This is a genomic window from Agrobacterium sp. CFBP 3001, assembly GCF_027871605.1.
Lineage (GTDB): Bacteria > Pseudomonadota > Alphaproteobacteria > Rhizobiales > Rhizobiaceae > Agrobacterium > Agrobacterium leguminum.
Window position 1 is genome coordinate 107,140 of record NZ_JAQAHD010000008.1, and the last position, 25,377, is coordinate 132,516.

Annotated in this window: 23 protein-coding genes; 7 read left to right on the forward strand and 16 right to left on the reverse strand. The window is 60.4% G+C overall.

Annotated features, from left to right (window positions below; translation table 11 throughout):
• Positions 1 to 51: 51 nt before the first annotated feature.
• Both PH605_RS12590 and hspQ read left to right on the forward strand, forming a co-directional pair.
• Positions 52 to 972, forward strand: coding sequence for a DMT family transporter (locus PH605_RS12590; RefSeq protein WP_142845119.1), 921 nt, complete (start codon positions 52 to 54; stop codon positions 970 to 972).
• Positions 973 to 1,060: 88 nt separating this feature from the next.
• Positions 1,061 to 1,390: a heat shock protein HspQ gene (hspQ, locus tag PH605_RS12595; protein ID WP_003523419.1), complete on the forward strand. Its 330-nt coding sequence runs from the start codon at positions 1,061 to 1,063 to the stop codon at positions 1,388 to 1,390.
• A 92-nt stretch (positions 1,391 to 1,482) separates the two neighbouring features.
• On the opposite strand, the gene PH605_RS12600 is transcribed toward hspQ, so the two are convergent.
• A complete protein-coding gene (locus PH605_RS12600) occupies positions 1,483 to 2,139 on the reverse strand; it encodes an invasion associated locus B family protein (protein WP_003523420.1) in 657 nt (218 codons plus the stop codon).
• Between the two features lie 307 nt (positions 2,140 to 2,446).
• Between PH605_RS12600 and PH605_RS12605 the strand changes: the two genes are divergently transcribed.
• From PH605_RS12605 to PH605_RS12615, 3 genes are read left to right on the forward strand one after another with little or no spacing between them, the layout of a single operon-like run.
• Entirely contained in the window at positions 2,447 to 4,294 is a 1,848-nt protein-coding gene (locus PH605_RS12605) for an extracellular solute-binding protein (RefSeq protein WP_142845118.1), read from the forward strand.
• Positions 4,295 to 4,339: 45 nt separating this feature from the next.
• Positions 4,340 to 5,008 carry a DsbA family oxidoreductase gene (locus PH605_RS12610; protein ID WP_078052686.1) on the forward strand — a complete coding sequence of 223 codons (669 nt, stop codon included), beginning with the start codon at positions 4,340 to 4,342 and terminating at the stop codon, positions 5,006 to 5,008.
• Positions 5,009 to 5,059: 51 nt separating this feature from the next.
• On the forward strand, positions 5,060 to 5,992 hold the full coding sequence (locus PH605_RS12615; protein WP_125146559.1) for a DMT family transporter: 933 nt from the start codon (positions 5,060 to 5,062) through the stop codon (positions 5,990 to 5,992).
• 58 nt (positions 5,993 to 6,050) lie between these two features.
• Here the strand turns inward: PH605_RS12615 and PH605_RS12620 are convergent, their stop codons facing one another.
• The 3 genes from PH605_RS12620 to PH605_RS12630 all read right to left on the reverse strand — a co-directional run bounded on the left by PH605_RS12620 (position 6,051) and on the right by PH605_RS12630 (position 10,576).
• Complete coding sequence (locus tag PH605_RS12620; protein ID WP_142845117.1) at positions 6,051 to 6,395, reverse strand: hypothetical protein; 345 nt, start codon at positions 6,393 to 6,395, stop codon at positions 6,051 to 6,053.
• A 367-nt stretch (positions 6,396 to 6,762) separates the two neighbouring features.
• Entirely contained in the window at positions 6,763 to 10,260 is a 3,498-nt protein-coding gene (gene mfd / locus PH605_RS12625; protein ID WP_142845116.1) for a transcription-repair coupling factor, read from the reverse strand.
• Between the two features lie 4 nt (positions 10,261 to 10,264).
• Positions 10,265 to 10,576: an FAD assembly factor SdhE gene (locus tag PH605_RS12630; RefSeq protein ID WP_077982075.1), complete on the reverse strand. Its 312-nt coding sequence runs from the start codon at positions 10,574 to 10,576 to the stop codon at positions 10,265 to 10,267.
• A 189-nt stretch (positions 10,577 to 10,765) separates the two neighbouring features.
• On the opposite strand from PH605_RS12630, the gene recG reads away from it, so the two are divergent.
• Together recG and PH605_RS12640 are read left to right on the forward strand one after the other, a co-directional pair.
• Positions 10,766 to 12,871: an ATP-dependent DNA helicase RecG gene (gene recG, locus PH605_RS12635; RefSeq protein WP_142845115.1), complete on the forward strand. Its 2,106-nt coding sequence runs from the start codon at positions 10,766 to 10,768 to the stop codon at positions 12,869 to 12,871.
• A gap of 12 nt (positions 12,872 to 12,883) precedes the next feature.
• Positions 12,884 to 13,156: a hypothetical protein gene (locus PH605_RS12640; RefSeq protein ID WP_078052681.1), complete on the forward strand. Its 273-nt coding sequence runs from the start codon at positions 12,884 to 12,886 to the stop codon at positions 13,154 to 13,156.
• A gap of 24 nt (positions 13,157 to 13,180) precedes the next feature.
• On the opposite strand, the gene PH605_RS12645 is transcribed toward PH605_RS12640, so the two are convergent.
• From PH605_RS12645 to pcsA, 12 genes are all read right to left on the reverse strand, one after another.
• Positions 13,181 to 13,471 carry a type II toxin-antitoxin system RelE/ParE family toxin gene (locus PH605_RS12645; protein WP_065655168.1) on the reverse strand — a complete coding sequence of 97 codons (291 nt, stop codon included), beginning with the start codon at positions 13,469 to 13,471 and terminating at the stop codon, positions 13,181 to 13,183.
• Positions 13,468 to 13,716 (reverse strand): CopG family ribbon-helix-helix protein, encoded by a 249-nt coding sequence (locus PH605_RS12650; protein ID WP_161987887.1) that lies wholly within the window; start codon positions 13,714 to 13,716, stop codon positions 13,468 to 13,470. The genes PH605_RS12645 and PH605_RS12650 overlap by 4 nt, the downstream gene beginning before the upstream one ends.
• 115 nt (positions 13,717 to 13,831) lie before the next feature.
• Positions 13,832 to 14,500, reverse strand: a complete 669-nt coding sequence (locus PH605_RS12655) for a DUF502 domain-containing protein (protein ID WP_142845114.1) — start codon at positions 14,498 to 14,500, stop codon at positions 13,832 to 13,834.
• Between the two features lie 13 nt (positions 14,501 to 14,513).
• Positions 14,514 to 15,017, reverse strand: coding sequence for a GNAT family N-acetyltransferase (locus tag PH605_RS12660; protein ID WP_142845113.1), 504 nt, complete (start codon positions 15,015 to 15,017; stop codon positions 14,514 to 14,516).
• A complete protein-coding gene (gene glmS / locus PH605_RS12665; protein ID WP_142845112.1) occupies positions 15,014 to 16,840 on the reverse strand; it encodes a glutamine--fructose-6-phosphate transaminase (isomerizing) in 1,827 nt (608 codons plus the stop codon). Before glmS ends, PH605_RS12660 begins: the two co-directional genes overlap by 4 nt.
• A gap of 101 nt (positions 16,841 to 16,941) precedes the next feature.
• Positions 16,942 to 18,303, reverse strand: a complete 1,362-nt coding sequence (glmU, locus tag PH605_RS12670; RefSeq protein WP_142845111.1) for a bifunctional UDP-N-acetylglucosamine diphosphorylase/glucosamine-1-phosphate N-acetyltransferase GlmU — start codon at positions 18,301 to 18,303, stop codon at positions 16,942 to 16,944.
• 223 nt (positions 18,304 to 18,526) lie between these two features.
• Positions 18,527 to 19,264, reverse strand: a complete 738-nt coding sequence (locus tag PH605_RS12675) for a FadR/GntR family transcriptional regulator (RefSeq protein ID WP_142845166.1) — start codon at positions 19,262 to 19,264, stop codon at positions 18,527 to 18,529.
• Between the two features lie 382 nt (positions 19,265 to 19,646).
• A complete protein-coding gene (locus tag PH605_RS12680) occupies positions 19,647 to 20,720 on the reverse strand; it encodes a BMP family ABC transporter substrate-binding protein (RefSeq protein WP_003523439.1) in 1,074 nt (357 codons plus the stop codon).
• Between the two features lie 35 nt (positions 20,721 to 20,755).
• Positions 20,756 to 21,676: an ABC transporter permease gene (locus PH605_RS12685; RefSeq protein ID WP_161987886.1), complete on the reverse strand. Its 921-nt coding sequence runs from the start codon at positions 21,674 to 21,676 to the stop codon at positions 20,756 to 20,758.
• Positions 21,676 to 22,767, reverse strand: a complete 1,092-nt coding sequence (locus PH605_RS12690; protein ID WP_003523441.1) for an ABC transporter permease — start codon at positions 22,765 to 22,767, stop codon at positions 21,676 to 21,678. The genes PH605_RS12685 and PH605_RS12690 overlap by 1 nt, the downstream gene beginning before the upstream one ends.
• On the reverse strand, positions 22,757 to 24,316 hold the full coding sequence (locus tag PH605_RS12695) for an ABC transporter ATP-binding protein (protein ID WP_161987885.1): 1,560 nt from the start codon (positions 24,314 to 24,316) through the stop codon (positions 22,757 to 22,759). The genes PH605_RS12690 and PH605_RS12695 overlap by 11 nt, the downstream gene beginning before the upstream one ends.
• 211 nt (positions 24,317 to 24,527) lie before the next feature.
• Positions 24,528 to 25,253: a phosphatidylcholine synthase gene (pcsA, locus tag PH605_RS12700; RefSeq protein ID WP_035263562.1), complete on the reverse strand. Its 726-nt coding sequence runs from the start codon at positions 25,251 to 25,253 to the stop codon at positions 24,528 to 24,530.
• Positions 25,254 to 25,377 lie beyond the last annotated feature (124 nt).

Genomic DNA, 25,377 nt, shown 5'->3' on the forward strand with positions numbered 1-25,377 from the left:
TTCCCTGGAAAGCCGCCGTTTTCTTTTGAAGCCCAGCCATCATTGCGAAGAATGTCGAACAAGCCAGCCTCTCAGCAAACGCGCCTCACGGACTGGCTCATCTTTCTGGCGGTGCCGTTCTTTTTCTCCAGCAATGTCATTTTCGGCCGTGGCGTCGTCGGCGAAGTCTCGCCTTTCATCGCCGCCTTCATCCGCTGGATCGGCTCGACCCTCATCATCGCCCCTTTCATGATCGCCGACTGGCGCAACTGCCTTGCCTTCGTGCGGCGAAAAACGCTGCTCTGGCTCGTCCTCGGCATTCTCGGCATGGGCATCTGCGGCGGCGTGGTCTATTGGGGGCTAACCATGACGACGGCCGCCAACGGCACGCTGATCTACACCACGTCCTCGCTGTTCATCATCCTGTTCCAGCGCGTCTTTCAGGGCCGCCCGATCCGGAAGCTGGAAGTGGCGGGCATGGTCATCGCCTTTGCCGGCGTGTCGGCCATCGTGCTCAAGGGCGATATGTCCGCTCTCTGGCAGCTGAATTTCAACATTGGCGATTTCGCGATCCTGACGGCGGCCATCGCCTTTGCGGTCTATTCGCTGCTGCTGCGCGATCCTGCCGCACGGCAGATGGCCTCTTTCAGCCTTTTCGGCCTGATCGCCTTTTCCGGCGCGCTCGTGCTTCTGCCGCCGGCGGCTCTGGAACTGGCGCAGGGCGGCATGTTACCCGCCACGCCAATGGCCTGGGCCAAGATCGGCGGCATCATCCTGTTCGCCTCACTATTGGCCTTTTATTGCTTCACCCATACGGTGCGCGTCTTCGGTCCCGCCACTGCTGGCATCACGCTTTACATGATGCCGCCGGTCTCGATCCTCATGGCCACGCTGTTTCTGGGGGAGACTTTCGAGACCTATCACGCTGTCGGCATCGTGCTCGTCACCGGCGGCGTCATCATCGCCACCGCGCCCATCGGCGGAAGGCGCTGAACGCGGAAGGCAGACCGGCGCCAAAACCGCTAGGTCTTGATATTTCGCATTCCGATACCACCTAGTATTGGGAAAGGAAGTACATGCCATGAAACAAAGAAACGCAAAATTCACGCTTGGCGAAATCGTCCGCCACAAGGTGTTTCCGTTCCGCGGTGTGGTGATCGACGTGGATCCGGAATATGCCAATACCGAGGAATGGTGGAACGCCATCCCTGCGGAAATCAGGCCGGATCGCGACCAGCCCTTCTATCATCTTCTGGCCGAAAACGAGGAGACGGAATATGTCGCCTATGTTTCCGAACAGAACCTCGTCCACGACGAAAACGAGACGCCGCTCCGAAACCCCAATATCGGCCGCATCTTCGACAAGGCGCCGAACGGCGAATGGCGCCCGAAAATGTCGACGGCGCATTGACGCCCGTCAAATTTCTCCCCTCCCTCCCAGGGGCATAAAAAAACCGGTCTGTCGCCAGACCGGTTTTCCTGTTTTTGGAGCTTACGCTGCAATCAGGGCTTCGGCGCGCCCTTGGCAGCGTCCTGTGCGGCTTCCAGCTTCTTGCGGGCCTCTTCAGCCTTCTTCTGCATGCCTTCCTGCAGGCTGCGCTGGCTTTCGGCAAGCTGCGACTGGGTGATCGCCGGGCCGTCATAGGCGCCGGTGAAGCCGGAAAGCGCGATCTTGATGGGGTTCGGCGCGCGGCGGAAGTTGATGGAGGTGAAGACCACCTCGCTACCCTTCTTCAGGGAAGCGATCATGGCGTCCGTCAGCGGAACTTCGGCCGTGCACTTATCGGGAAGGCAAACGGCGTAATCGAGCTTCTGGCCCTTGCCGCCGTCGATCTGCATCATCACGCCCGGAGGAACGAGACGCGCGGTCGGAACGGAGACCTGCAGCAGCTTGCGGTTGACCTTGCCTTCAACCGTGATGAGGCCGACGGCGGTGATCATCTGACCGTTCTGGGCAAGAACCACGTTCTGCACGACGCAGACATCGTTGTCTTCCTGCTTGGAGCAGGTCTTGAACCAGCCGAGCGGCGGAGCGCCAGCGCCCTGAGCGGCGGGCGCGGCATCCTGCGCCTGCGAGATGGCCGGAGCGGACATTGCGCCGAGAGAAAGGACCAGAGCGGACAGAGCCGTCCGGGTGAATGTGTTTGCCTTGTGCATCATAAGAGTTCCGTCTCCTGAATGTCTGCCAGAACAGAACCGCAAGATCCTGTTCGCCGATGGCGGTATCCTTCTGCCCGTTCAACTGTCGTTTAAATGAGGCAAATGCGTGACCCGTCTCTTCCGGTCCCCCTGTTACATGCCGATCGCGGCGATATCCAGCACTTCTTTAACTTTTTCTTGAGCTGACCCAAGATTTCCCGCCGTTGCATGGGTCATGCAATGTCCGTGTGCTACATATCTGCCAGAATCATGACGATAAACCGGTCAGGTCCACATATCGGACTGACCGTTGAGACAGGATAGTGACATGCGCAACCTTGCGGCCTTCATCCCCGCATTGTTCCTTCTGGGATCATCCCTGCTTCCCGCCGGAACCGCCCTGGCACAACCGCTTCACGGCATTTCCATGCATGGCACGCCTGCCATGCCGGCAGATTTCCGCCACTTCCCTTACGTCAATCCCGACGTGAAGAAAGGCGGCCGAATCTCTTACGGCGTCGTCGGCACCTTCGACAGCCTCAATCCCTTCGTTCTCAAGGGAATGCGCACCACCGCACGGGGGGTCTGGGACCCGGAATTCGGCAATCTTCTCTACGAACCGCTGATGCTGCGCTCCAGCGACGAGCCTTTCAGCCTTTACGGCCTGCTCGCCGAAACCGCGGAGTGGGATGAGGAGCGCAGCTTCGTCCAGTTCAACCTCAACCCGAAGGCAAAATGGTCCGACGGCGAGCCGGTGACCGCAGATGACGTCATCTTCACCTTCAATCTCCTGAAGGAAAAAGGCCGCCCGCCCTTCAATACCCGTCTGGACGGTGTGGCGAAGCTGGAAAAGATCGGCGATCGCAGCGTGCGTTTCACCTTCAATGACAAGGCGAACCGCGAAACGCCGCTCATTCTCGCCTCCTCCACCCCGATCCTGCCGAAACATGCGATCGATCCGGAAAAATTCGAGCAGGCGGGCCTCGGCCCGGTCGTCGGCTCGGGTCCATACCGAATCAAAACCCTGCGGCCGGGCGAACGAATCATCTGGGAGCGGAACCCGGACTATTGGGGCAAGGATATTCCCGGCAAGGTCGGCTTCGACAATTACGACGAGATCAGCGTCACCTATTTCCTTCAGGTCACCACCATGTTCGAGGCCTTCAAGAAGGGTGATATCGACATTTATCCTGAAGGCGACGCCATCAACGGCACGTCCGATACCTCCCACTGGGGACAGGCTTACAATTTCCCGGCCGTCCATCGCGGCGATATCGTCAAGGACGTCTTCCAGCCGCGTCTGCCCACCGGCATGTTCGGCCTCGTTTTCAACACCCGCCGCGCCGTCTTCGCCGACGAAAAGGTGCGCGAGGGCCTGTCCTATGCGCTCGATTTCGAATGGATGAACAAGAACATCCTCGGAGGCTCCTTCAAGCGCACGCAGAGTTACTGGCAGAACTCCCCGCTCGGCGCTTATGGTAATGCCGCCGACGAGCGCGAGCTTGCCCTGCTTGGCGACGCGGCGAAATCCATGCCGCCGGAACTGCTGGCGGGAACCTATGCCATGCCGACCACCGATAGCACCGGCGCGGACCGCAAAGTTCTGAAAATGGCCGTCGACAAGCTGAAAGAGGCTGGCTACAGCATCAAGAACGGCAGGATGTCCGACGCCAACGGCCGTCAGCTTGCCTTCGAAATCATGACCCAGAACCCGGCGCAGGAGCGCATCGCGCTTGCCTATCAGCGTTCGCTCAACCTGATCGGCGTCGCCATGGGCATCCGCTCGGTCGATGACGGGCAATATCAGGCCCGCTCGAACAGCTTCGACTATGACATGATCATCCGCTCCCTGCCCTCCTCGCTCTCACCGGGCATGGAACAGCTCAACCGCTGGAGTTCGCTCTCGCGGGATGCGCAGGGCAGCTTCAACTATGCGGGTGCTGCAAATCCCGATATAGACCGCATGATCGAGGCCCTGCTGCAGGCAAGGTCGACGGAGGATTTTCAGGCGGCGGTGCGCGGTTACGACCGCCTTCTCGTTGCCGGCCACTATGTCATTCCGCTCTATTATATCGGCGCGCAGTGGGTGGCCCGCTGGAAATATATCGACCGCCCGGATATGACGCCGATATCCGGCAATCAGAAACAGACCTGGTGGGATGCGCGGGCGCAATAAACCGCACCGCACCCATCCCCGGCAGAGAAAAGGGAAGATAAAACCATGGAACGCATCGTTGTCGACGTCGTATCGGATATGGTCTGCCCGTGGTGTTATCTCGGCAAGGCAAGGCTCGATCTCGCCATTGCCGAGGTGCAGGACGAAATCAGCGTCGACGTGAACTGGCGTCCTTACCGCCTCAACCCGGATTACCCGCCAGAAGGCGTTGACCAGAAAGCCGCTCTCGAGGAAAAGCTCGGCAAGGAGCGCCTCGAACAGGCGCATGCCACGCTGGTACAGCTCGGCAGGGAAGTCGGCATCAATTACGATTTCGATGCGATCAAGATCGGCCCGAACACGCTCGACGCCCATCGGCTGTCGCTCTGGGCGCATTCCGAAGGCCGCGATATTCAGGAAAAGGTCGTCACCGCCCTGTTCAAGGCCAATTTCGAGGAAGGGCGCAACATCGGCGATCACGCGGTGCTGACCGATGTGGCCGAAAAATCCGGCATGGACGCCAAGGTCGTGGCGCGGCTTCTCGCCTCCGACGCCGACAAGGACACCGTCATCGCCGAAATCGATGCGGCGCAGCAAATGGGCGTCGCCGGCGTGCCCTTCTTCATCATCGACCAGAAATACGCCATAAGCGGTGCACAAACGCCGGAGGTATTGATTGCTGCACTGCGGGATATTGCAAAAATCAAGGCGGACGAGCATAGATCGATGAACTGACGGTCAAACCACCGGCGGTTTTCATCAACTCGATTTTTCGCCGGTGTTTCCGTGTCCGACCAGACCCTGAAAGGCATTCTGCTCGCCTTTGCCGCCTTCGCTGCCTACGCCTGGAGCGATGCAAGCGTTAAACTCATAGAAGGCCAGATTTCACCGATCGAATCGGCCTTCTTCGGCGCCCTTTTCGGCTTTGCCGCCCTGCCCTTCATCCGCAAACGCAACGACCGCTGGGTGGATATCGTCAGAACGACGAACCGCCCCTTGTGGATCATCCGCTTTTTTGCCGCCGGCACCGGCGCAGTCGGCAGCGTGACAGCCTTCACCCATCTTTCCATGGCGGAAGCCTTCGCGCTGATCTTCCTGCTCCCTTCCTTCGTCACCATCATGTCGGTGGTGTTCCTGAAAGAACAGGTGGGCATCAAGCGCTGGTCAGCCGTCATCATCGGTTTCCTCGGCGTGCTGGTCATCCTGCGGCCGGGCTTCCGCGAACTCGGCGTCGGCCACCTCGGCGCCATCATCGGCGGCTTCAGCGGTGCGCTCAGCATCGTCATCTTCCGCGCCATGGGACCGTCGGAAAAGAACGTCTCGCTTTATGGTGCCGGCGTGCTCGGCTGTCTCACCATCAGCGGTATCGCCATGGTGCCGACTTTTGTCATGCCAGCGGGCGAGCAATGGCTGCTGCTGGCGGGATATGGCCTGCTCGGGGCGCTTGGCAACGTGCTGGTCATGTATGCCGCCCAATATGCGCCCGCCGCCATGATCGGTCCCACGCAATATAGCCAGATGCTCTGGGCCATCCTGTTCGGTTACCTGATTTTCGGCGACCGTATCGACGGTTGGATGCTGGTCGGCATCGCCCTCATCGTCGGCTCCGGCCTGTTGACGCTGATCCGCGAGAAGCAGAGAAAGGTGCCGCTGCCCGCCTCGATCGCCGCCACCGACCAGAACGTGGCCGTCGGCATCACGCCGGAAGACGGGCGCTGAAGCCTAACGAATGCGAAGAACCGGCAACGCGTATTCGCGTCGCCGGCATGGCATTCGATCAATCACAAACCTTGACCCGATACATATCGCCCCAGGCGTTCTGCCTCCACGCCACGTGGCAGCGCGGGTAGGCCGGCTGGTAAACAACCGGCGGGCCATAGGCCGGCGCAGCATAAACGGGTGGACCGTAGGCGGGCGCGTAATATGCGGGGCCATAAGCGTAGCCGGGATGTCTTGCACCCGCAATCAGCGCTCCGCCAATGATCGTGCCGGCAAGGCCGGCGGCAAGGCCGCGGCCGAAATTATTGCGCGCTTCCGCCTGGCTGGTGGTGGCAATTGTGGTGCCCGCAATTGTCAAGGTAACCAGACCAGCGGTGGCAAACCTGTTAATGTTGGTCCACATCGTCCTGCTCCTTCATCACCCGGCGGCATCTACCGATCCGCCGCACCGGGTATGGGGCTTAGACTACGCCCGCGAAGGCTACCGGCGCATGTCCGTTTGGTTACATCGTGGTAATTTTTGCTGAGCCTTGCGGGTTGGAATTTTCGGGGATTGGCCATTTGTTAGCAAGCCGAGGGTGGGTGGGGCTTTACCCCCTCTGCCCTGCCGGGCATCTCCCCCTCGAGGGGGAGATCGACAGGACGATCTCTCGCCGCTTCATTCTCGACCGTTAAGATAGTCGAAACCCCGCCGCATATCGATCTCCCCCCTTGAGGGGGAGATGCCCGGCAGGGCAGAGGGGGGTAAACCCCACCCACCAACGCTCCCGTCAGGACCGCGCCAGCTCCGCCAGCTGTGTCATGACCATCGCCGCACCCGCCAGCCGCTTTTCCGGCGTCGGCAGATCGCGATTGAGGAACAGACTGTGATCGGGGCGGATTTTCGCCATCGATCCCTGCTTGCCGATGTAACCGACCAGCGCCGCCGGATTGGGGAATTCCTTGTTGCGGAACTGCACGACAACGCCCTTCGGCCCGGCATCCAGCTTCTCGACATTGGCAATGCGGCAGAGCGACTTGATGTAGACGATCTTGAGCAGATGCTGCACTTCTTTCGGCAACGGGCCGAAACGGTCGATCATTTCCGCACCGAAACCATCGATCTCGCTGATATCCGCAAGCTCGCCGAGACGGCGGTAAAGACCCATGCGCAGATGCAGATCCGGCACGTAGTCTTCCGGGATCATGACGGAGGTGCCAACCGAGATTTGCGGCGACCAGCCGCTATCCTGCACCTGCTCGTCACCCTTCACTTCTGCAACCGCCTCTTCCAGCATCTGCTGGTAAAGCTCGAAACCAACTTCCTTGATATGGCCGGACTGTTCCTCGCCGAGCAGGTTGCCCGCACCGCGAATATCGAGGTCGTGGCTCGCCAGCTGGAAGCCGGCACCGAGCGTATCGAGCGATTGCAGCACCTTCAGCCGCCGCTCCGCCATCGTCGTCAACACCTTGTTGACCGGCAGGGTGAAGAGCGCGAAGGCGCGCACCTTGGAGCGTCCGACACGGCCGCGCAGCTGGTAAAGTTGGGCAAGGCCGAACATATCGGCACGGTGCACGATCAGCGTATTGGCAGTCGGCACATCAAGGCCGGATTCGACGATGGTGGTCGACAGCAGCACATCATATTTGCCGTCATAAAAGGCATTCATGATGTCTTCGAGTTCGCCGGCCGGCATCTGGCCATGCGCCACCGCTACCTTCAGCTCCGGCACATCCGATTGCAGGAAAGCGTGAATATCGGCAAGATCGGCAAGGCGCGGGCAGACATAGAAACTCTGGCCGCCGCGATAATGTTCGCGCATCAGCGTTTCGCGGATCACCAGCGGATCGAAGGGCGAAATGAAGGTACGAACGGCCATACGGTCCACCGGCGGCGTGGTGATGAGCGACAACTCGCGCACGCCCGTCATGGCCAGCTGCAAGGTGCGCGGAATGGGCGTTGCAGAAAGCGTCAGCACATGCACGTCGCTCTTCAGCTCTTTCAGGCGCTCCTTGTGCTTGACGCCGAAATGCTGCTCTTCATCGATGATCAGCAGGCCGAGATTTGCGAAGCTGATGCCCGCGCCGAGCAGCGCATGGGTGCCGACGACGATATCCGTCTTTCCGTCAGCAACTTCCTTCTTGGTCAGCGCCAGTTCCTTGGAGCCGACGAGACGCGAAGCCTGCTGCACCCGGATCGGCAACCCACGGAAACGTTCCGAGAAGGTGCGGAAATGCTGGCGGGAAAGCAGCGTGGTCGGCACCACCACCGCCACCTGCACGCCGTTCATGGCGGCGAGAAAAGCGGCGCGGAGCGCCACTTCCGTCTTGCCGAAACCGACATCGCCACAGATGAGCCGATCCATCGGTCGGCCGGCGCCCAAATCCTCGCGGATCGACTCAATCGCGTTAAGCTGGTCTTCCGTCTCGTCATAGGGGAAACGGGCGGCGAATTCGTCGTAAAGCCCGTCGGGGGCTGTCAGCACCGGCGCATGGCGCACCAGGCGCGCGGCGGCAATGCGGATAAGCTCGTCTGCCATGTCCAGCAGGCGCTTCTTGAGCTTGGCCTTGCGCATCTGCCATGCGCCGCCGCCAAGCTTGTCCAGCTGCGCCTCCGCCGCATCCGAACCGTAACGGGACAGAAGATCGATGTTTTCAACGGGCAGGAACAGCTTGGCGTCATCGGCATAATGCAGTTCGAGACAGGCACGCGGCGCGCCCGCCGCCTCGATGGTGCGCAGGCCGACGAAGCGGCCGATACCATGTTCGGCATGGACGACCAGCGAGCCCTCATCCAGCCCCGCCACTTCGGAAATGAAATCCGCGCCGCGCTTGCGGCGCTTGGAGCGGCGCACCATGCGGTCGCCTAGAATATCCTGCTCGCCGATAACGGCCAGTGTTCCGGTTTCAAAACCCGCTTCGAGGCTCAGCACCGCCGAGGCGGCCTCACCCTTGCCGAGCTTCTCCACCTCTTTCAGCGAGGCGACCGGCTTGATCTTCTCAAGCCCATGCTCGTTCAGCACCTGCAGCAGCCGGTCGAGCGAACCTTCCGACCAGCCTGTTATCAGCACCTTCCAGCCCTTGGCGCGGCGCTCGGCGATGTGTTTTACCGCCAGATCGAAAACATTGATCCGCTCTTCGCTATTGCCTTCGGTCGGAGGGCGCGCCCAGCGCGGCCCGACATGCGCATCCAGCGTTGCGACGGGACGGCCTTCAGTATCGTGTTCGTTGAAGGGCGTCAGTCGCACGGCGTTGACGGCGGCAAGCGCCGCATCGAAGCTTTTGCCGTCAAGATAAAGCTGTCCCGGCGATACCGGCTTGTAGGGCGCGCCCTGCGTCGAGCCCTTGGTCTCGCCGGAAGCCCGCCGCGCCTCATAATAATCGAGCACCAGCTTGGAGCGTTCCTTCGCCGCTTCACGCGCCGTGTGGTCGGTGACGATGCGGAAGCCCTTCAGATAATCGAAGGCGGTTTCCAGCTGCTCGTAAAACAGCGGCAGCCAGTGCTCCATGCCGGCATAACGGCGGCCCTCGGAAACGGCCTGATAAAGCGCATCGTCACGCGTCGCCGCGCCGAACAGCGACAGGTAGTTCTTGCGGAACCGGCTGATCGTATCCGGCGTCAGCGTCACTTCGCTCATCGGGTTCAGATCAAGCGAGCGCGCCTGGCCGATGGTGCGCTGGCTGGCGGGATCGAAAGTGCGGATGCTCTCCAGCGTATCGCCGAAGAAATCGAGACGTACCGGCTCTTCCGTACCGGGAACAAAAACATCGAGAATACCGCCGCGCACGGCGAATTCACCCACCTCGCGCACCGTCGCCACCCGGTCAAAACCGTTGCGCTCCAGCCGCGCGGCAATCTCTTCCATGCGGATCTGGTTGCCGGGCTTGGCCGAAAAGCCGAGGTTCTCGATGACGTCACGCGGCGCCATCTTCTGCAGCATGGCGTTGACGGTGACGAGCACGATGGCCGGATGCGGTTTCTTCGCGTGACTGATAAGACCGGCAAGCGCCGCCAGCCGGCGCGCCGAGGTGTCCGCACTCGGTGACACACGGTCATAAGGCAGACAGTCCCAGGCCGGCAGCGTCATGACCGGAATGTCAGGCGCGACGAAACCGAGTATCTGTTCGAGATCGGCGACCCGCTGGCCATCCGACATCACATAAGCGACCGACGTGCCCGCCCGCGCCATATCGGCAAGCAACAGGGCTTCCATGCCGGAAGGCACGTTTCCGATGGTCAGCGGCGTATCGGCCGACGACACCAGCTTTGCATCGAATCCGGCTATCATATTCTCACGCTTTCAGGGTGTCAGTGGTGACGAGATCGAAATCGGGACGGTAGGAGGCGATCTTCTCGAACAGCGGGGTCTGAAATTTTTCCGGTATGGCAAGGGCGCCGGTCACCATCTTGACGAGGTCGTTATCCTCTTCCGCCATGATGACTTCCAACTCGTCGAGCTGCTCATCGGAAAGCCCGGCAATATTGTCTTCCGCGAATTGCCCGAGCACCAGATCCATCTCGCGAATGCCCCGATGCCAGCAGCGGTAAAGAATCCGCCGGCGTCTCGGATCGAGGTCGGCACTCGTGCGCACCAGTCCAGTCATCGCATTCACCTTTCGGTTGATTAATCAACAAATTGTTGACTGCGACCTCCTATAGAACAGGAGGCGAACGCTTGGGAACCGGTTTTTATCGAAATAATGCCACGGCGGTGAAAATCTGCCGGTGATAACCCGCCTTTGTGGCCAGCGAAGTCTTGCATAAGCCGCCCCCTTCCCCGATTTTGCTGACCCATGCGCCCGGCCATTCTCGATCCGCTGTTTGCCTCCGTCTCCACCCTTGCCGGTGTGGGGCCGAAACTTGCCGATCTTCTGGCTAAGCTCCTCAGTCGGGAAAGTGCCGACGACACCCGCGTCATCGATCTCCTCTTCCACGCGCCATCCAACGTCATCGACCGCCGCAACCGCCCCGGCATTGCGCTGGCAAGCCCCGGCGCCATTGTCACCATTCAGGGATGCGTCGACCGTCACCAGCCGCCACCGCCGGGAAACCGCAACGCGCCCTATCGCGTTTTTCTGCATGACGAAACCGGCGAACTGGCGCTGACCTTTTTCCGCGCCAAGGGCGACTGGCTGTCCAAGGCCCTGCCCGTTGATGAAGAGGTTCTCGTCAGCGGCAAGGTGGACTGGTTCAACGGCCGCGCTTCCATGGTGCATCCGGATTTCATGGTGAAGCTTTCCGAGGCGGAAAACCTGCCTTTGGTGGAAGCGGTCTATCCCATGACCGCCGGTCTATCGCCCAAGGTGCTGCGCCGCGCCATTGAAGGCGGGCTGTCGAAACTGCCGGTCTTTCCGGAATGGATCGATGAAACGCTGAAGACCCGGCAGGGCTTCGGCGATGTCGACTCAAGCTTCCGCGAGCTGCATGATCCGCGCGACAGCGCCGATATCGAGCCGCAGGCACCGGCGCGCAGGCGGCTTGCCTATGACGAATTTCTGGCCGGACAATTGTCACTGGCGCTGGTGCGCCAGCGACTGCGCAAGGTGGCGGGCCAGCCGATCCGCGCCAGGGGTGATGTCGCCGCAAAAATCCTGTCGCAACTGCCCTTCTCGCTGACGGCGAGCCAGAGCGCTGCGGTGAAAGATATCCTGACCGACATGGCCGGCGAAGACCGCATGTTACGCCTGCTGCAGGGCGATGTCGGCGCCGGCAAGACGCTGGTGGCGCTGATGGCGATGGCAACGGCCGTGGAAGCCGGCGGACAGGCGGTGCTGATGGCGCCGACCGAAATCCTTGCCCGGCAGCACTACGCCACCATATCCAAACTCGCTCAGGTAGCCGGCATCACCGTCGAAGTGCTGACCGGCCGCACCAAGGGCAAGGAGCGCCGCGAGATCGAGGAGCGCATCGCTTCCGGCGAAGCGCAGATCGTCATCGGCACGCATGCGCTGTTTCAGGACAGCGTGAGTTACAGGAACCTCGTGCTGGCAGTAGTGGACGAACAGCATCGCTTCGGCGTGCACCAGCGCCTGCGCCTCACTGCCAAGGGCATCACGCCGCATATGCTGGTCATGACCGCCACGCCCATTCCGCGCACGCTGGTTCTGGCCGCCTTCGGAGACATGGATGTCTCCAAGCTCACCGAAAAGCCCGCCGGCCGCAAACCCATCCAGACAGTGACGATCCCCACCGAACGGATCGGCGACATTGTCGAGCGACTGCGTTCAGCGCTGAAGGATGGCAAGAAGGCCTACTGGATTTGCCCGCTGGTGGAGGAAACGGAAGAGTCCGACCTGATGTCGGCGGAGGAGCGGCACGCGGTTCTCTCGCAAATGCTCGGCGCCAATATCGGCCTCATCCACGGACGCATGAGCGGCCCGGAGAAGGACGCCGCCATGCTCGCCTTCAAGAACGGCGAAACCCGACTGCTGGTGGCGACGACCGTGGTGGAAGTGGGCGTCGACGTGCCGGATGCGACGATCATGGTCATCGAACACGCCGAGCGTTTCGGCCTCGCCCAGCTGCATCAGCTGCGCGGCCGTGTGGGGCGCGGCGACGAGGCCTCCACCTGCATCCTGCTCTATAAAGGCCCGCTCAGCGAAAACGGTCGTGCCCGGCTCTCCATCCTGCGCGACAGTGAAGATGGCTTCCTGATCGCCGAGGAGGATTTGAAGCTGCGCGGTGAAGGCGAGCTGCTCGGCACCCGCCAGTCCGGCACGCCGGGTTTCCGCATCGCCAGCCTCGAGGCCCATGCCGATCTTCTGGAAATCGCCCGCAAGGACGCAGCTTACGTGATCGAGCGCGACCCCGAACTGACAGGCCCGCGCGGCAATGCGCTACGCACCCTGCTCTATTTGCACCGCCGCGACGAAGCGATCCGCTTCCTGCACGCCGGCTGAAAGTGAACGCCCATGAACATGATCGACCCGCGCCGCCCGCCACCCGCCTTCCGCAAGGGCTACGCGCTCTGTTCGCCGCAGAATATCCTGCAGCCCGAGACATTTGCGAAAAGCGAAAAAAAGGCGATCGGCAAGGCGTTCAAAAAGCCCGGCCGCAAGAAGGCGTGGAGCCAGGCACTGGAAGAAGGCTGGAGCGTGCGGCTGGTCTATATGCGGCTTTTCGTTCCCGTATTCCACGCCACGACCACCGGTACGGAAGTGGATAATCTGGATGACGACGACTGACCATGAAGTCCGGAGACTGTTGGGCTAAAGCGCCGAAGGCCACCGCTGCGATGTGTGGATGATCGTCAAAATTTCGATATCCTCGTCCACACGATAGGCAATGATGTAGGAAATGTCGGGAAGCACGGCTTCCCGTGTTCCTCTGATGCGTCCGACCCGCCCCATGGCTGGCTGTTCCACCAACATATCAACCGCTGAAACAATGCGGGAAATTACCCGGGCCGCAGCCGCTGGATTATCCTTTTCAATATGCGCACCAATTTCATCGAGCCGTCGCAGCGCCCGTAAGGTCCAACGAATTCGCCGGTCACTCATGACGGCCGGGCGGATTTTACATATTTCCCGACAATGTTTGCGAGATCCTCAGCTGTCCCGAACTCGCCGCGATCGGCTTCCGCCACACCCGCCTCGATCTCGGCAAGCTGCCACTCCTCGCGGGCGATAAAGTCCTCAATCGCCCGCGCCGCCATGTAGGATCGCGACCGGTCAAGTTTTTCCGCCAATTGGTCGAGTTTGTCGGCAACCTCATCAGGCAGACGCACAGTAAATGCAGTCATAATCGCAACCCTTGTTGGTTCACTGTGATTATTGGTGAACCACATTGGTTCGTCAACCGTATGGCTTTACCTCGCTCCGTGAGAATGGAGGAAGGAATCTAGCGCCTTGCGAATGCGTTCAAACCGGCGCAATCATCTTCGGCGGCTTGAAATCCGGGGCCACCAGACCGCCGGATATCAGCAGTTTCGCCGCATCTTCCGGCGTCATATCCAGCATCACGATCTTGTCTTTCGGCACGAACAGCAGAAAACCGGCTGTCGGCACCGGTGTCGGCGGCAGGAAGACGGCGACCATCTGCTGCCCCATTTCATTGAAACGATGGGCAAGCTCGCCCTTGGCCTCGGAGGCAACGAACACCATCGCCCAGGTGCCGGATGACGGAAACTCGATCAGGCCGACCTTCTTGAAGGAGTTCGAATGCTCTTTCAGAACGGATTCGAACAGCTGCTTGATGCTCTTGTAGATCGGCCGCACCAGCGGCATGCGGTTGAGGACGGATTCGCCGACACCGAAAATCCATTTGCCGATGAGGTTATTGCCGAGAAAGCCGATGAGCGTGATACCGATAACGGCGATCAGCAGGCCGAAACCGGGAATAGCCACATCGAAATATTGCTCGGGATCGTAACGGGCCGGAATATAGGGCTTCACCCAGCTATCGGCCCATTGCAGGAAGCTCCACACCAGCCACATGGTGATGGTGACGGGCGCGAGGATCAGAACGCCCGTGAGGAAACTATTGCGCAGCCGGGCTGCGAATGAAATTTTAACTGGAATATCGGTCATTTACCGTTCGGAATTAAGCGTTGTCGCCATCGAAACCCGGATGAAAACCGACAATGCCGGATGGAGTTCCACCATGCAAGCGAAGAACTGTGAAATATTCGTCAGGAATCCCTTCCGCCTTGGCCCCTTCGACATGGCGAAAACCGAAGCGGCCATAATAGTCCGGATCGCCCGCGACAACCGCGCCGGAAGCATTCAGACGCTCCAGAACGGCAAGCCCGTCCCTCACCAGCCTGGAGCCAACGCCCTGCCCCTGCCGTTCCGGTGTCACGGAAAGCGGCGCGAGGCAGAACCAGCCGGTCTCGCCGCTGGTGAGCGTCACAGGCGAAAAACCGACATGGCCGATGATGCCTTCGCTATCCTCGGCAACCAGTGAAACGGTGAGCGCACCTGCCCTGCGCAACCGCTCGACGATCAGATGTTCCGTCTTGTCGCTATAATCGACGTTACGGAAAGCATCTTCCGTAACGCGAGCGATCGCCTCTTCATCGCCCTGACGCTCCGGCCGGATGATCATTCCACCGTTACCGATTTCGCCAGATTGCGCGGCTGGTCCACATCCGTGCCCATGAAGACGGCAGTGTGATAGGCGAGCAGCTGGATCGGCAGCGAGAAGACCATCGGCGCAATAAGCTCATCGACATTGGGCAGCGTGATCGTCGCCATGGTGTCGAGCTTGGAGGCGGCAGCCCCCTTCTCATCGGTGATGAAGATGATGCGGCCGCCGCGCGCGGCGACCTCCTGCATGTTCGACACGGTCTTTTCGAAGAAACGATCATGCGGCGCGATGACGATGACCGGCATGTTCTCGTCGATCAGCGCGATAGGCCCATGCTTCAGCTCGCCGGCGGCATAACCCTCGGCGTGGATATAGGAGATTTCCTTGAGCTTCAGCGCGCCTTCCAGCGCCAGCGGGAAGCTGGTGCCACGGCCGAGATAAAGCACGTCCTTGAACCTCGACAGATCGCGTGACAGCGCTTCAATCTGCGGCTGGATGCTGTTGAGAACCTTGCTCACGATGCGCGGCATCTCGGTGAGATGGCGAACCAGTTCGGTTTCCTGCTGGGGCGTGACCGTACCGCGCGCTTTTCCGGCGGCAACGGCAAGCGAAGCGAGCACGGCAAGCTGGCAGGTGAAGGCCTTGGTGGAGGCGACGCCGATTTCCGGACCGGCGAGGATCGGGAAGATCGCATCGGATTCGCGCGCCATGGTGGATTCACGCGTGTTGACCACCGCGCCGATCTTCAGCCCTTCCTGCTGGCAATAACGCAGGGCCGCCAGCGTATCGGCGGTTTCGCCCGATTGCGAAATGAACAGCGCAGCCTGCGTGGGAACGAGCGGGATTTCGCGGTAACGGAATTCCGAGGCGACATCGATTTCCACCGGCAGACGGGCATAACGCTCGAACCAGTATTTGCCGATCAGGCCGGACAGATAGGCCGTGCCGCAGGCGGAAATGGCAAGGCCGGAAAGCTTGGCGAAATCGATGGCCGTGTCGGCCTGCTTCACGGTCTTGGAGGCAAAATCCACGTAATGGCTGAGCGCATGCGAAATGACTTCCGGCTGCTCATAGATTTCCTTTTCCATGAAGTGGCGATGGTTGCCCTTGTCGACCACATAGGCCGTCGCCTGCGAGATCTGACGGTCGCGCTTCACCGGCTTGCCGGAGAAATCGATGATCTCAGCACCCTGCCGGGTCACGATGGCGCAGTCGCCATCCACCAGATAGGCGATCTCGTTGGTGAAGGGCGACAGCGCGATGGCGTCGGAACCAAGGAACATTTCGCCCCGACCGTAACCAACGGCAAGCGGCGGGCCGGAGCGCGCCGAAAGCAGCGTGCCGGGATCGTCCTTGAACATCACCACCAGAGCATAGGCGCCCGTCACGCGGTTCAGCATCTTCAGCATCGCCTCGCGATGGCCAAGACCCTCGCGGGTATATTTCGCCAGAAGCTGCGCCACCACTTCGGTGTCGGTCTGGGTGGTGAAGGTCGCGCCCTCGGCGGTCAGCTCTTCACGTAGTTCGGCGAAGTTTTCGATGATGCCGTTATGGACGACGGCAACGCCATCGACGAAATGCGGATGGGCATTGGTTTCGTTGGGAACACCATGCGTCGCCCAACGTGTATGGGCGATGCCGACCACACCCGGCAGCGGCTTTTCCGAAACCAGCTTCTCGAGATTGAACAGCTTGCCTTCCGCCCGGCGACGGTCCATCGCGCCATTGTCGATGGTGGCGACACCAGCCGAATCGTAACCGCGATATTCGAGACGCTTCAGCGCATCGACAAGCCGTTCAGCAACGGGCTGGGTTCCGACAATTCCGACAATTCCGCACATATATTTCTCCAGCGGCGATCTCTTCGCCGAAACTACTAACCGTTCCCGAACAATCCGCAATTATGGCGCCGGTCACTTTCGGTATCGTTTGGTAACGTCCGTCAGGACGACTTTTTCTTCGCTTCCTTCAGCGCCTTCGCCCGCTCGCGCACCACCGTCGCGCGACCGGGTTTCACCTCCTGGCGTGCGCGCCCGAACGCTAGCGCATCTTCAGGCACGTCATCGGTAATGACGCTGCCGGAGGCGATATAGGCCCCCTCTCCAATGGTGACAGGAGCGACCAGCGACGAGTTCGAACCAATAAAACTGTTTGCACCGATCCGCGTTTCGGCCTTGTTGTAGCCGTCGTAATTGCAGGTGATGGTGCCCGCACCGATATTGCTGCCCGCGCCGATGAATGCATCGCCGATATAGGTCAGATGGTTGACCTTGGCGCCCTCACCGATCTCCGCCTTCTTGACCTCGCAGAAATTGCCCACCTTGGCATTGGCATGCAGGTTCGCGCCCGGACGCAGCCGCGCATAGGGGCCGACGGCCGCACCTTCGGCGACATGCGCCCCTTCCAGATGCGAAAACGCATGGATGACGGCGCCCGGCTCGATGGTGACGCCGGGACCGATGACGACATTCGGTTCGATCAAAACGTCCTGGCCGATCTTGGTGTCATAGGAGAGGAAGACGGTTTCGGGCGCAATCATCGAAACGCCATCCACCATCAGTTCGTGGCGGCGGCGCTCCTGCCAGAGCTTCTCGATAAAGGCCAGTTCGGCGCGGTTGTTGCAGCCGACCAGTTCCGTTTCGGGCGCATCGATCGCGACGGCGCGGCGGCCGAGGGAACGGGCGATCTCGACCACATCGGTCAGATAATATTCGCCTTTCACATTGCTGTTGCCGATCCGGTCGAGCAGGTCCAGCGCGTTGCGGCCGCTGATGGCCATCAATCCGCTATTGCACCAGGTGACCTTACGCTCCGCATCGGTCGCGTCCTTCTCCTCGCGGATAGCGACAAGTTCGCCATCCTTGACCAGAAGCCGGCCGTAACCGGTCGGGCGGTCGGTATGGAAACCGATGACAGCGACATCGGCGCCGGCGGCAATCGCCTCACGCGCCCGGTCGAGCGTTGCGGAAGTGATGAGCGGTACATCGCCATAGGCAACGATGAGATCGTCGAAACCGCGCTCGATGGCTGCGCGTGCGGCAAGAACCGCATGGCCGGTGCCCTTGCGTTCCGTCTGCAGGAAAGCTTCGACCTGAAGACCCTTCATGTTTGCGGCAGCAGCGACATTGTCGGCATCGCGCCCGACCACCAGCGCCACCGTGCCGACGCCAGATCCAGCCACCGCCTCAACCACATGGCTGATCATCGGACGCCCGGCGACCGGATGCAGCACCTTGGATTTCGACGATTTCATGCGCGTGCTGTCGCCCGCTGCGAGAATAACGGCTAGAGAGCTGCGCTCCATAAGACCTCCAACACCCTGTCACCGGCCGCAGGGCGGCCAGGACGGCGGCATATGTTTGACTTCACGCCGTCCGGCAAAACGAACGGGCGCATCGGTAATTTCATTCCGGAATTGCTATAACGGCGGCCCACTTAAGAAACCATGCAAATCTGCACCAAATTTCCGCACCGATTTTCATCAAACGTGATTGGAACGGGATCGCATCCCGCTCCCGCGGTGTGATTTATCGCCGGGGGTTGCGGGCAGTGAATTTCAGCACCTGCTGGCGGCCGTTTTCGATCAGCCTTTCCATCTCGCGGCGTGCTGCGGCCTCATCGCGCAGGCGAAATGCCTCCACGAGCCGCAGGTGGGAGGCAGAGACGTCGGAAATCTCATTGGGATCGGTTTCCGGGTTGCTCATCCGGAAAATACCCACCAGAGCCGCCTTTATCAGCGAACCGACGGTGCGCATGAACGGATTGCCGGACATTTCGGTAATGAGCACATGGAAATTCATATCCGCAAGCGCGCGCTTTTCCTTGGAATAGGCCGTATTGCCCATCTCGTTGGCATAAGCGGCGAGCTTGGCGATATCGGCATCCTTTGCCCTGATGGCGGCAAGCCCTGCGCCATAGGGCTCGAAGGCCTGACGGATATCGTAAAGATGCAGCAGAAACTCGTCGCTGACGCCCGCCTCGAAATGCCAGAGCAGCACTTCGCTGTCGAACATGTTCCAGCTTTCGCGCTCCGTCACCCGGGTGCCGATACGCGCCTTGGGGGAAATCATGCCCTTGGCGGTCAGCGTCTTCATCGCTTCGCGCAGCACTGTGCGTGATACTTTCAGCCGCTCCATCAGCTCGGCATCGCCCGGCAGGATATCACCCGTCTTGAAGGTGCCGGACACGATATCGAGACCGAGCTTGTGAACGACCTGTGCATGATTTGTCTGCAGCTTTCGAAAACCGATAGCCGCATCGAGCATTCCGCGCTGCAAGTGCCATGTCCTTCCGTTCGGTTGGCGATCTTAAAAAATCGCGCCAGACGTGTATATCTCAAGTCAGAATATAGTGAAAAACATCAAGTCGCCTGAAAAGCAAAGGCAAACTTCGTCCACGGCGTAAAACATATGAAAATAACAAAGGCCGCACATGAATTTCATGCGCGGCCTCAATTGTGACAACAGGCGTCAAATCTCTCCTCCGTCATGCCGGACTAGATCCGGCATCCAGCCACGGCGCGTCTGCGCCGTGAGAAATGAGTCTTTCGCGATCAAGGACTTGATCGCACTGGACCCCGGATCAAGTCCGGGGTGACGAAGTGCGGATGCGACGCAAACTGCAAGCCAAAAGTGCCAGCAAATCCCGTTATTGCGGCAGCTTGTCGTCCACGCCGGCGACGTAGAAGTTGAGGCCGAGCAGAACGCCGTCCTCAGCCTTTTCACCCGCCTTCAGCCATTCCGAGCCGTCCTGCTTCTTCACCGGGCCAGTGAAGGGGTGCAGCTCGCCCGACTTGATCTTGGCTTCGGTATCCTCGGCCATCTTCTTCACGTCGTCAGGCATGTTGGTATAGGGCGCCATGGTCAGGATGCCGTCCTTCAGGCCGTCCCAGACGGATTCGGACTTCCAGGTGCCATCGAGAAGAGCCTGCGTGCGCTTGATGTAATAGGCGCCCCAGGTGTCCTTGATGGCGGTAAGCTGCGTCTTCGGACCGGCCGCGATCATGTCGGAAGCCTGACCGAAGGCCTTGATGCCGCGTTCTGCGGCAACCTGCATCGGCGCGGTGGTGTCGGTGTGCTGGGTCAGAATGTCGACGCCCTGGTCAATCAGCGCCTTGGCGGCATCGGCTTCCTTGCCGGGGTCGAACCAGGTGTTGGCCCAGACGACCTTCACCTTGAAGTCGGGATTGACGGACTGCGCACCGAGCACGAAGGCGTCGATGCCCATCACCACTTCCGGGATCGGGAAGGAGGCGATGTAGCCGGCGAGACCCTTCTGCGACATCTTCGCGGCGATCTGGCCCTGAATGTAGCGACCTTCATAGAAGCGCGAATTGTAGGTCGCGACGTTTTCGGCGGTCTTGAAGCCGGTGGCGTGTTCGAACTTCACCTTGGGGAACTTCTGGGCGACCTTCACGGTCGCATCCATGAAGCCGAAGGAGGTGGTGAACACCAGTTCGCAGCCCGAACGGGCCATGCGCTCGATGGCGCGTTCGGCATCCGGACCTTCCGGAACGCTTTCGAGGAACGGCGTTTCGATCTTGTCGCCGAAATGCGCCTGCAGTTCCTGACGGCCGATATCGTGCGCCTGCGTCCAGCCGCCATCGGTCTTTGAACCGACATAGATGAAGCAGACCTTCTTGGCGTCGGCGGCTTCCGCCGAGGAAACGACGCCGCCGAGAGCCGCAACCGAAGCGGCGAGTGCGATGACCAGTTTTTTCATTTTTACCCCTGTTGGTTTGGAGACGTGAGAATGCTTCACCTGTCCGGCACGAAGGATTTGCCAAGCGAGGCCGGCGTGTTGATCAAGGTCGTGCGGCGATTATGCGAGATGATGACCAGCACGACAATAGTTGCAAGGTAAGGTAGTGCCGAAAGCAGTTGCGATGGCACCCCGATGCCGAAGGCCTGCGCGTGCAATTGGCCGATGGTGACGGCGCCGAACAGATAGCCGCCCGCCAGCACCCGCCATGGGCGCCACGAAGCGAAGACGACGAGCGCCAGCGCAATCCACCCGCGCCCGGCCGACATGTTTTCCACCCATTGCGGCGTATAGACCAGCGACAGCTGCGCACCGGCAAGCCCCGCACAGGCGCCGCCGAACATGACGGCGAGATAACGGGTGCGGATGACATTGATGCCGAGCGCATGGGCTGAAGCGTGACTGTCGCCGATGGCGCGGATTTTCAGGCCCGTCCGGCTCTTGAACAGAAACCAGCCGATGCCGGAGACAAGCGCGATGGAGAGGTAGAAGATCAAATCCTGCCGGAACAACAACGGACCGAAGAAGGGAATGTCCGATAGCAGCGGAAAGACGATGGGCTGCAGTTTCACACCCGGCAGGCCGACGAAACTTTCACCCAGCATACCCGAGACGCCGAGGCCGAGAATGGTGAGCGCAAGGCCCGTCGCCACCTGATTGGTAACGAGCGTCAGCGTCAGGAAACCGAAGAGCAGCGAGAAAACCGCACCCGAGGCAATGCCGGCCAGAATGCCGATATAGGGAGACCCGGTCATATGCGCGGCCGCGAAAGCACAGACCGCACCCATGATCATCATACCCTCGACACCGAGATTGAGGACACCGGAGCGCTCCGTCACCAGCTCGCCCGAAGCGGCGATGACGAGCGGCGTGGCGGCGGTGATGACGGTGAGGAGAATGGCCTGAAGCATATCCATCATGCCGCTCCTTCTTTACGATGCGCCTTGCCGGAAAAGACGACCCTGATGCGATAGAAAATCAGCGTATCGCAGGACAGCACGAAGAACAGCATCAGCCCTTGAAACACGCGCGTCACCTTATCGGAGACGCCAATCGACAGCTGCGCCGCCTCGCCGCCCAGATAGGTCAGCGCCAGCACCAGCCCGGAAAGGATGATGCCGAGCGGATTGAGACGGCCGAGAAAGGCGACGATGATGGCGGTAAAGCCGTAACCCGGCGAAATGCTGGGCTGGAGATGGCCAATGGAACCGGAAGCCTCCGATATGCCCGCAAGCCCCGCCAGCGCACCGGAGAGCAGCAGCGAAAACCACACCATGCGGCTGGAGGAAAAACCGGCAAAGCGCCCTGCCCGCGCCGATTGGCCGAGCACGGTGACCTCGAAGCCCTTCAGCATGTAGCGCATCATGAACCACAGCGCGATGGCCGCGACGATGGCGAAAACGAAGCCCCAATGCGCACGGCCCGATGCCAGCATTTCCGGCAGAACGGCGCTGTCGTTGAACGGCTTGGTCTGCGGGAAGTTGTAACCGCCCGGATCGCGCCAGATGCCGCGCGTCAGCCAGTCGAGGAAAAGCTGCGCGACATAGACCAGCATCAGGCTGACGAGGATTTCGTTGGTGTTGAACTTCGTCTTCAAAAGTGCGGGAATACCGGCATAAAGCGCGCCGCCCACGGCGCCCATCACCAGCATCAAAGGCAAAAGCAGCGGCGAATGCCAGTCGGGATAAAGCACCGGCAGAATGGAGCCGGTGATCGCGCCGATGGTGAACTGCCCCTCCGCGCCGATGTTCCAGTTATTGGAGCGATAACAGATCGACAGGCCGACCCCGATCAGGATCAGCGGCGCCGCCTTGATCGCCAGCTCGTGCAGCGACCAGACTTCCAGCAGCGGCTCGACGAAAAAGGCGTAAAGCGCGTGAGCCGGATTTTTGCCGAGCATGGCGAACATGACCGCGCCGACAAGCAGCGTCAGCGTGAGCGCCAGAAGCGGAGAAAGCAGGGTGAAAAGCTTCGAAACCCCCGCGCGTTTTTCAAGCTCAATGCGCATGCTGGGCGGCTCCCGAATGTGACGTGTGAATGCCGCCCATCAAAAGGCCGATCTTTTCAAGCGTCATCTCCTCCACCGGATGGGTATCGGAGAGCTTGCCGTCGGAAATGACCGCGATATTGGTGGCGACTTCGAATATTTCATCGAGATCCTGGCTGATGACGATGACGGCCGAACCCGCTTTGGCAAGATCGACAAGCGCCTGGCGAATGCGGCTTGCCGCACCCGCATCCACGCCCCAGGTCGGCTGATTGACAACCAGCACGGCAGGCTGGCGGTCAAGCTCGCGCCCGACGATGAATTTCTGCAGGTTGCCGCCGGATAGCGACCCGGCCAGCGGATCGGCCCCGCTTTTGCGCACATCCATGGTTTCCGAAATACGCCGCGCCGCCGCCTTAATGACTGAGCCACGCACGATACGCAGGAAACCGCCGGTCAGAAACGCCTTGCGGTCGGAGCGCGCCCGCGCCAGCAGCAGATTGTCGGAAAGGCTCATTCCGGGAACGGCGGCGTGGCCATGGCGCTCTTCCGGCACAAAACCCGCGCCCATCAGCCGGCGACCATTGATGCCGATACGGCCGACCGGCTTGCCGCGCAGATGGATCGCATCGTTATTATAGACCGGATATTCGCCCGAAAGCGCATCGAACAGCTCGCCCTGCCCGTTTCCGGCAACGCCGGCAATCGCCAGCACCTCGCCGGCGCGTACGGTCATGGAAATCGACTTCAGCGCCACGGCAAAAGGCGTGCGCGGCGCGACCGAAAGCCCCATGACCTCGATCTGCGGCGCACCCAGCGCCTCGCCCGTGGCCCGCGAAACGCTTGCGACATCGCTGCCCACCATCATGCGCGCCAGCGATGCAGGCGTTTCCCTGCGCGGATCGCAGGCGCCCGTCACCTTGCCGTGACGCAGAACGGTGGCGCGGTCGCAGATGCGCTGCACCTCTTCGAGACGATGGCTGATATAAAGCACGGAACGGCCTTCGGCTTTCAGCTTCTCCAGCGTCTCGAACAGCTTGTCAGCCTCCTGCGGCGTCAGCACCGAGGTCGGCTCGTCGAGAATGATCAGGCGCGGATTCTGTAGAAGCGCTCGGACGATTTCGATGCGCTGGCGCTCGCCGACAGAAAGATCGGCCACATGCGCATTGGGATCGAGCGGCAGACCATAGGCGCGCGACAGCTTTTCCGCTTGCCCGGCGATTTCCTTCAATGAAATTTTCGGATCGAGCGACAGGGCGATGTTTTCAGCAACCGTCAGCGCCTCGAACAGCGAAAAATGCTGGAAGACCATGCCGATGCCGAGCCGGCGAGCCTCACTGGGTGAGCCTACGGAAACCGGCTGGCCCTGCCAGATAATATCGCCCTCGGTCGGTGCGAGAACGCCGAACAGCATCTTGACGAGCGTGGATTTGCCCGCGCCGTTTTCACCCAGAAGCGCGTGGATTTCGCCCGGCGCAATATCGAGATCGATGCCGTTGCAGGCGGCGAAATTGCCGAACAGCTTGGTCAGCTTGCGAACGGACAGGAGAGGCACGGCCTCCGGCGCCAAAGTTCCAGTCACGAGTTCCCTCTCTCACCAACCGTCATGCCTTCTTCGAGGCGTTTCAAACGGTTGCGGTCATTGTTCCCAATCCCGCACCAAAAAGTATGCAATGATACGCGATCAGAACTTATTGATAACGGTTTTGCTGCTGCGCACAACTGAAAAAGAAGCCGCTTAAATGCAATTTGCACAAGCAATAAACGGCTTTACCCTTTTTTCATTTCGCGCCGAGCGAGGGGAAAAACTGCAATATTCCACCGATGCAATAAAGATAGATGCCGCTCGCCACGAAGCCGATCACGGCCCAGGTCGGGGTTTCGAAATGCATCAGCAGCGAATAACCGCCAAGCGCGCACCAGATGAAGACCACGGCGAGATTGAGCGGCCGCAATCGCTTCACCCGCACTGGATGCAGGAAGTTGATCGGCAGGAATGTCAAAAACACCGAAACGGTAACGACAATCATCGCCGTGGTGGCGCTGGCGTCCATGACAAACAGGGTGAACACCACCATGTTCCACACCACAGGGAAGCCGGAGAAGAAATATTCGTCCGTCTTCATGCCCATGTCGGCATAATAAATGGCGCTCGACACCACGATCATGCCGGCGGCCACGAAGGACAGCGGCTCGCCGATCATGCCCTTCTGATAAAGCGCAAAGGCGGGCAGCAGCACATAGGTAACATAGTCGATGATATTATCGAGCGTATCGCCGGACCAGTTGGGCAGCACTTCCTTCACCCTGACCTTGCGGGCGATGGGACCGTCGATGCCATCCACCAGAAGCGCAAGCCCCAGCCACCAGAACATGTCGACGAAGCGGTGTTCAGCTGCGGCGACCACGCCGAGAAAAGCCAGGAACGAGCCGGAGGCCGTGAGCATATGAACGGAAAAGGCGCGGATTTCCGCGTAGGGAACACGCTTATAGTTGAAAATTTTCATAGTCAGCGTCTGTGCCCCGTTTTTTTCATCCGCCTGTTCATTCCGGTATGCGGCCATTCACCACGCTTTGCAACCGGCTCAATCCGCTTATCCTAAGACTAATATCGCGGCACAACCAACGAAT

What these genes read in the sequence shown, in the direction of transcription:
- PH605_RS12590 (WP_142845119.1), top strand. Translation starts at nt 52, where the DNA reads ATGTCGAACAAGCCAGCCTCTCAGCAAACGCGCCTCACGGACTGGCTC.
- hspQ (WP_003523419.1), top strand. Translation starts at nt 1,061, where the DNA reads ATGAAACAAAGAAACGCAAAATTCACGCTTGGCGAAATCGTCCGCCAC.
- PH605_RS12600 (WP_003523420.1), bottom strand. Translation starts at nt 2,139, where the DNA reads ATGATGCACAAGGCAAACACATTCACCCGGACGGCTCTGTCCGCTCTG.
- PH605_RS12605 (WP_142845118.1), top strand. Translation starts at nt 2,447, where the DNA reads ATGCGCAACCTTGCGGCCTTCATCCCCGCATTGTTCCTTCTGGGATCA.
- PH605_RS12610 (WP_078052686.1), top strand. Translation starts at nt 4,340, where the DNA reads ATGGAACGCATCGTTGTCGACGTCGTATCGGATATGGTCTGCCCGTGG.
- PH605_RS12620 (WP_142845117.1), bottom strand. Translation starts at nt 6,395, where the DNA reads ATGTGGACCAACATTAACAGGTTTGCCACCGCTGGTCTGGTTACCTTG.
- mfd (WP_142845116.1), bottom strand. Translation starts at nt 10,260, where the DNA reads ATGATAGCCGGATTCGATGCAAAGCTGGTGTCGTCGGCCGATACGCCG.
- PH605_RS12630 (WP_077982075.1), bottom strand. Translation starts at nt 10,576, where the DNA reads ATGACTGGACTGGTGCGCACGAGTGCCGACCTCGATCCGAGACGCCGG.
- recG (WP_142845115.1), top strand. Translation starts at nt 10,766, where the DNA reads ATGCGCCCGGCCATTCTCGATCCGCTGTTTGCCTCCGTCTCCACCCTT.
- PH605_RS12640 (WP_078052681.1), top strand. Translation starts at nt 12,884, where the DNA reads ATGAACATGATCGACCCGCGCCGCCCGCCACCCGCCTTCCGCAAGGGC.
- PH605_RS12645 (WP_065655168.1), bottom strand. Translation starts at nt 13,471, where the DNA reads ATGAGTGACCGGCGAATTCGTTGGACCTTACGGGCGCTGCGACGGCTC.
- PH605_RS12655 (WP_142845114.1), bottom strand. Translation starts at nt 14,500, where the DNA reads ATGACCGATATTCCAGTTAAAATTTCATTCGCAGCCCGGCTGCGCAAT.
- PH605_RS12660 (WP_142845113.1), bottom strand. Translation starts at nt 15,017, where the DNA reads ATGATCATCCGGCCGGAGCGTCAGGGCGATGAAGAGGCGATCGCTCGC.
- glmS (WP_142845112.1), bottom strand. Translation starts at nt 16,840, where the DNA reads ATGTGCGGAATTGTCGGAATTGTCGGAACCCAGCCCGTTGCTGAACGG.
- glmU (WP_142845111.1), bottom strand. Translation starts at nt 18,303, where the DNA reads ATGGAGCGCAGCTCTCTAGCCGTTATTCTCGCAGCGGGCGACAGCACG.
- PH605_RS12675 (WP_142845166.1), bottom strand. Translation starts at nt 19,264, where the DNA reads ATGCTCGATGCGGCTATCGGTTTTCGAAAGCTGCAGACAAATCATGCA.
- PH605_RS12680 (WP_003523439.1), bottom strand. Translation starts at nt 20,720, where the DNA reads ATGAAAAAACTGGTCATCGCACTCGCCGCTTCGGTTGCGGCTCTCGGC.
- PH605_RS12685 (WP_161987886.1), bottom strand. Translation starts at nt 21,676, where the DNA reads ATGGATATGCTTCAGGCCATTCTCCTCACCGTCATCACCGCCGCCACG.
- PH605_RS12690 (WP_003523441.1), bottom strand. Translation starts at nt 22,767, where the DNA reads ATGCGCATTGAGCTTGAAAAACGCGCGGGGGTTTCGAAGCTTTTCACC.
- pcsA (WP_035263562.1), bottom strand. Translation starts at nt 25,253, where the DNA reads ATGAAAATTTTCAACTATAAGCGTGTTCCCTACGCGGAAATCCGCGCC.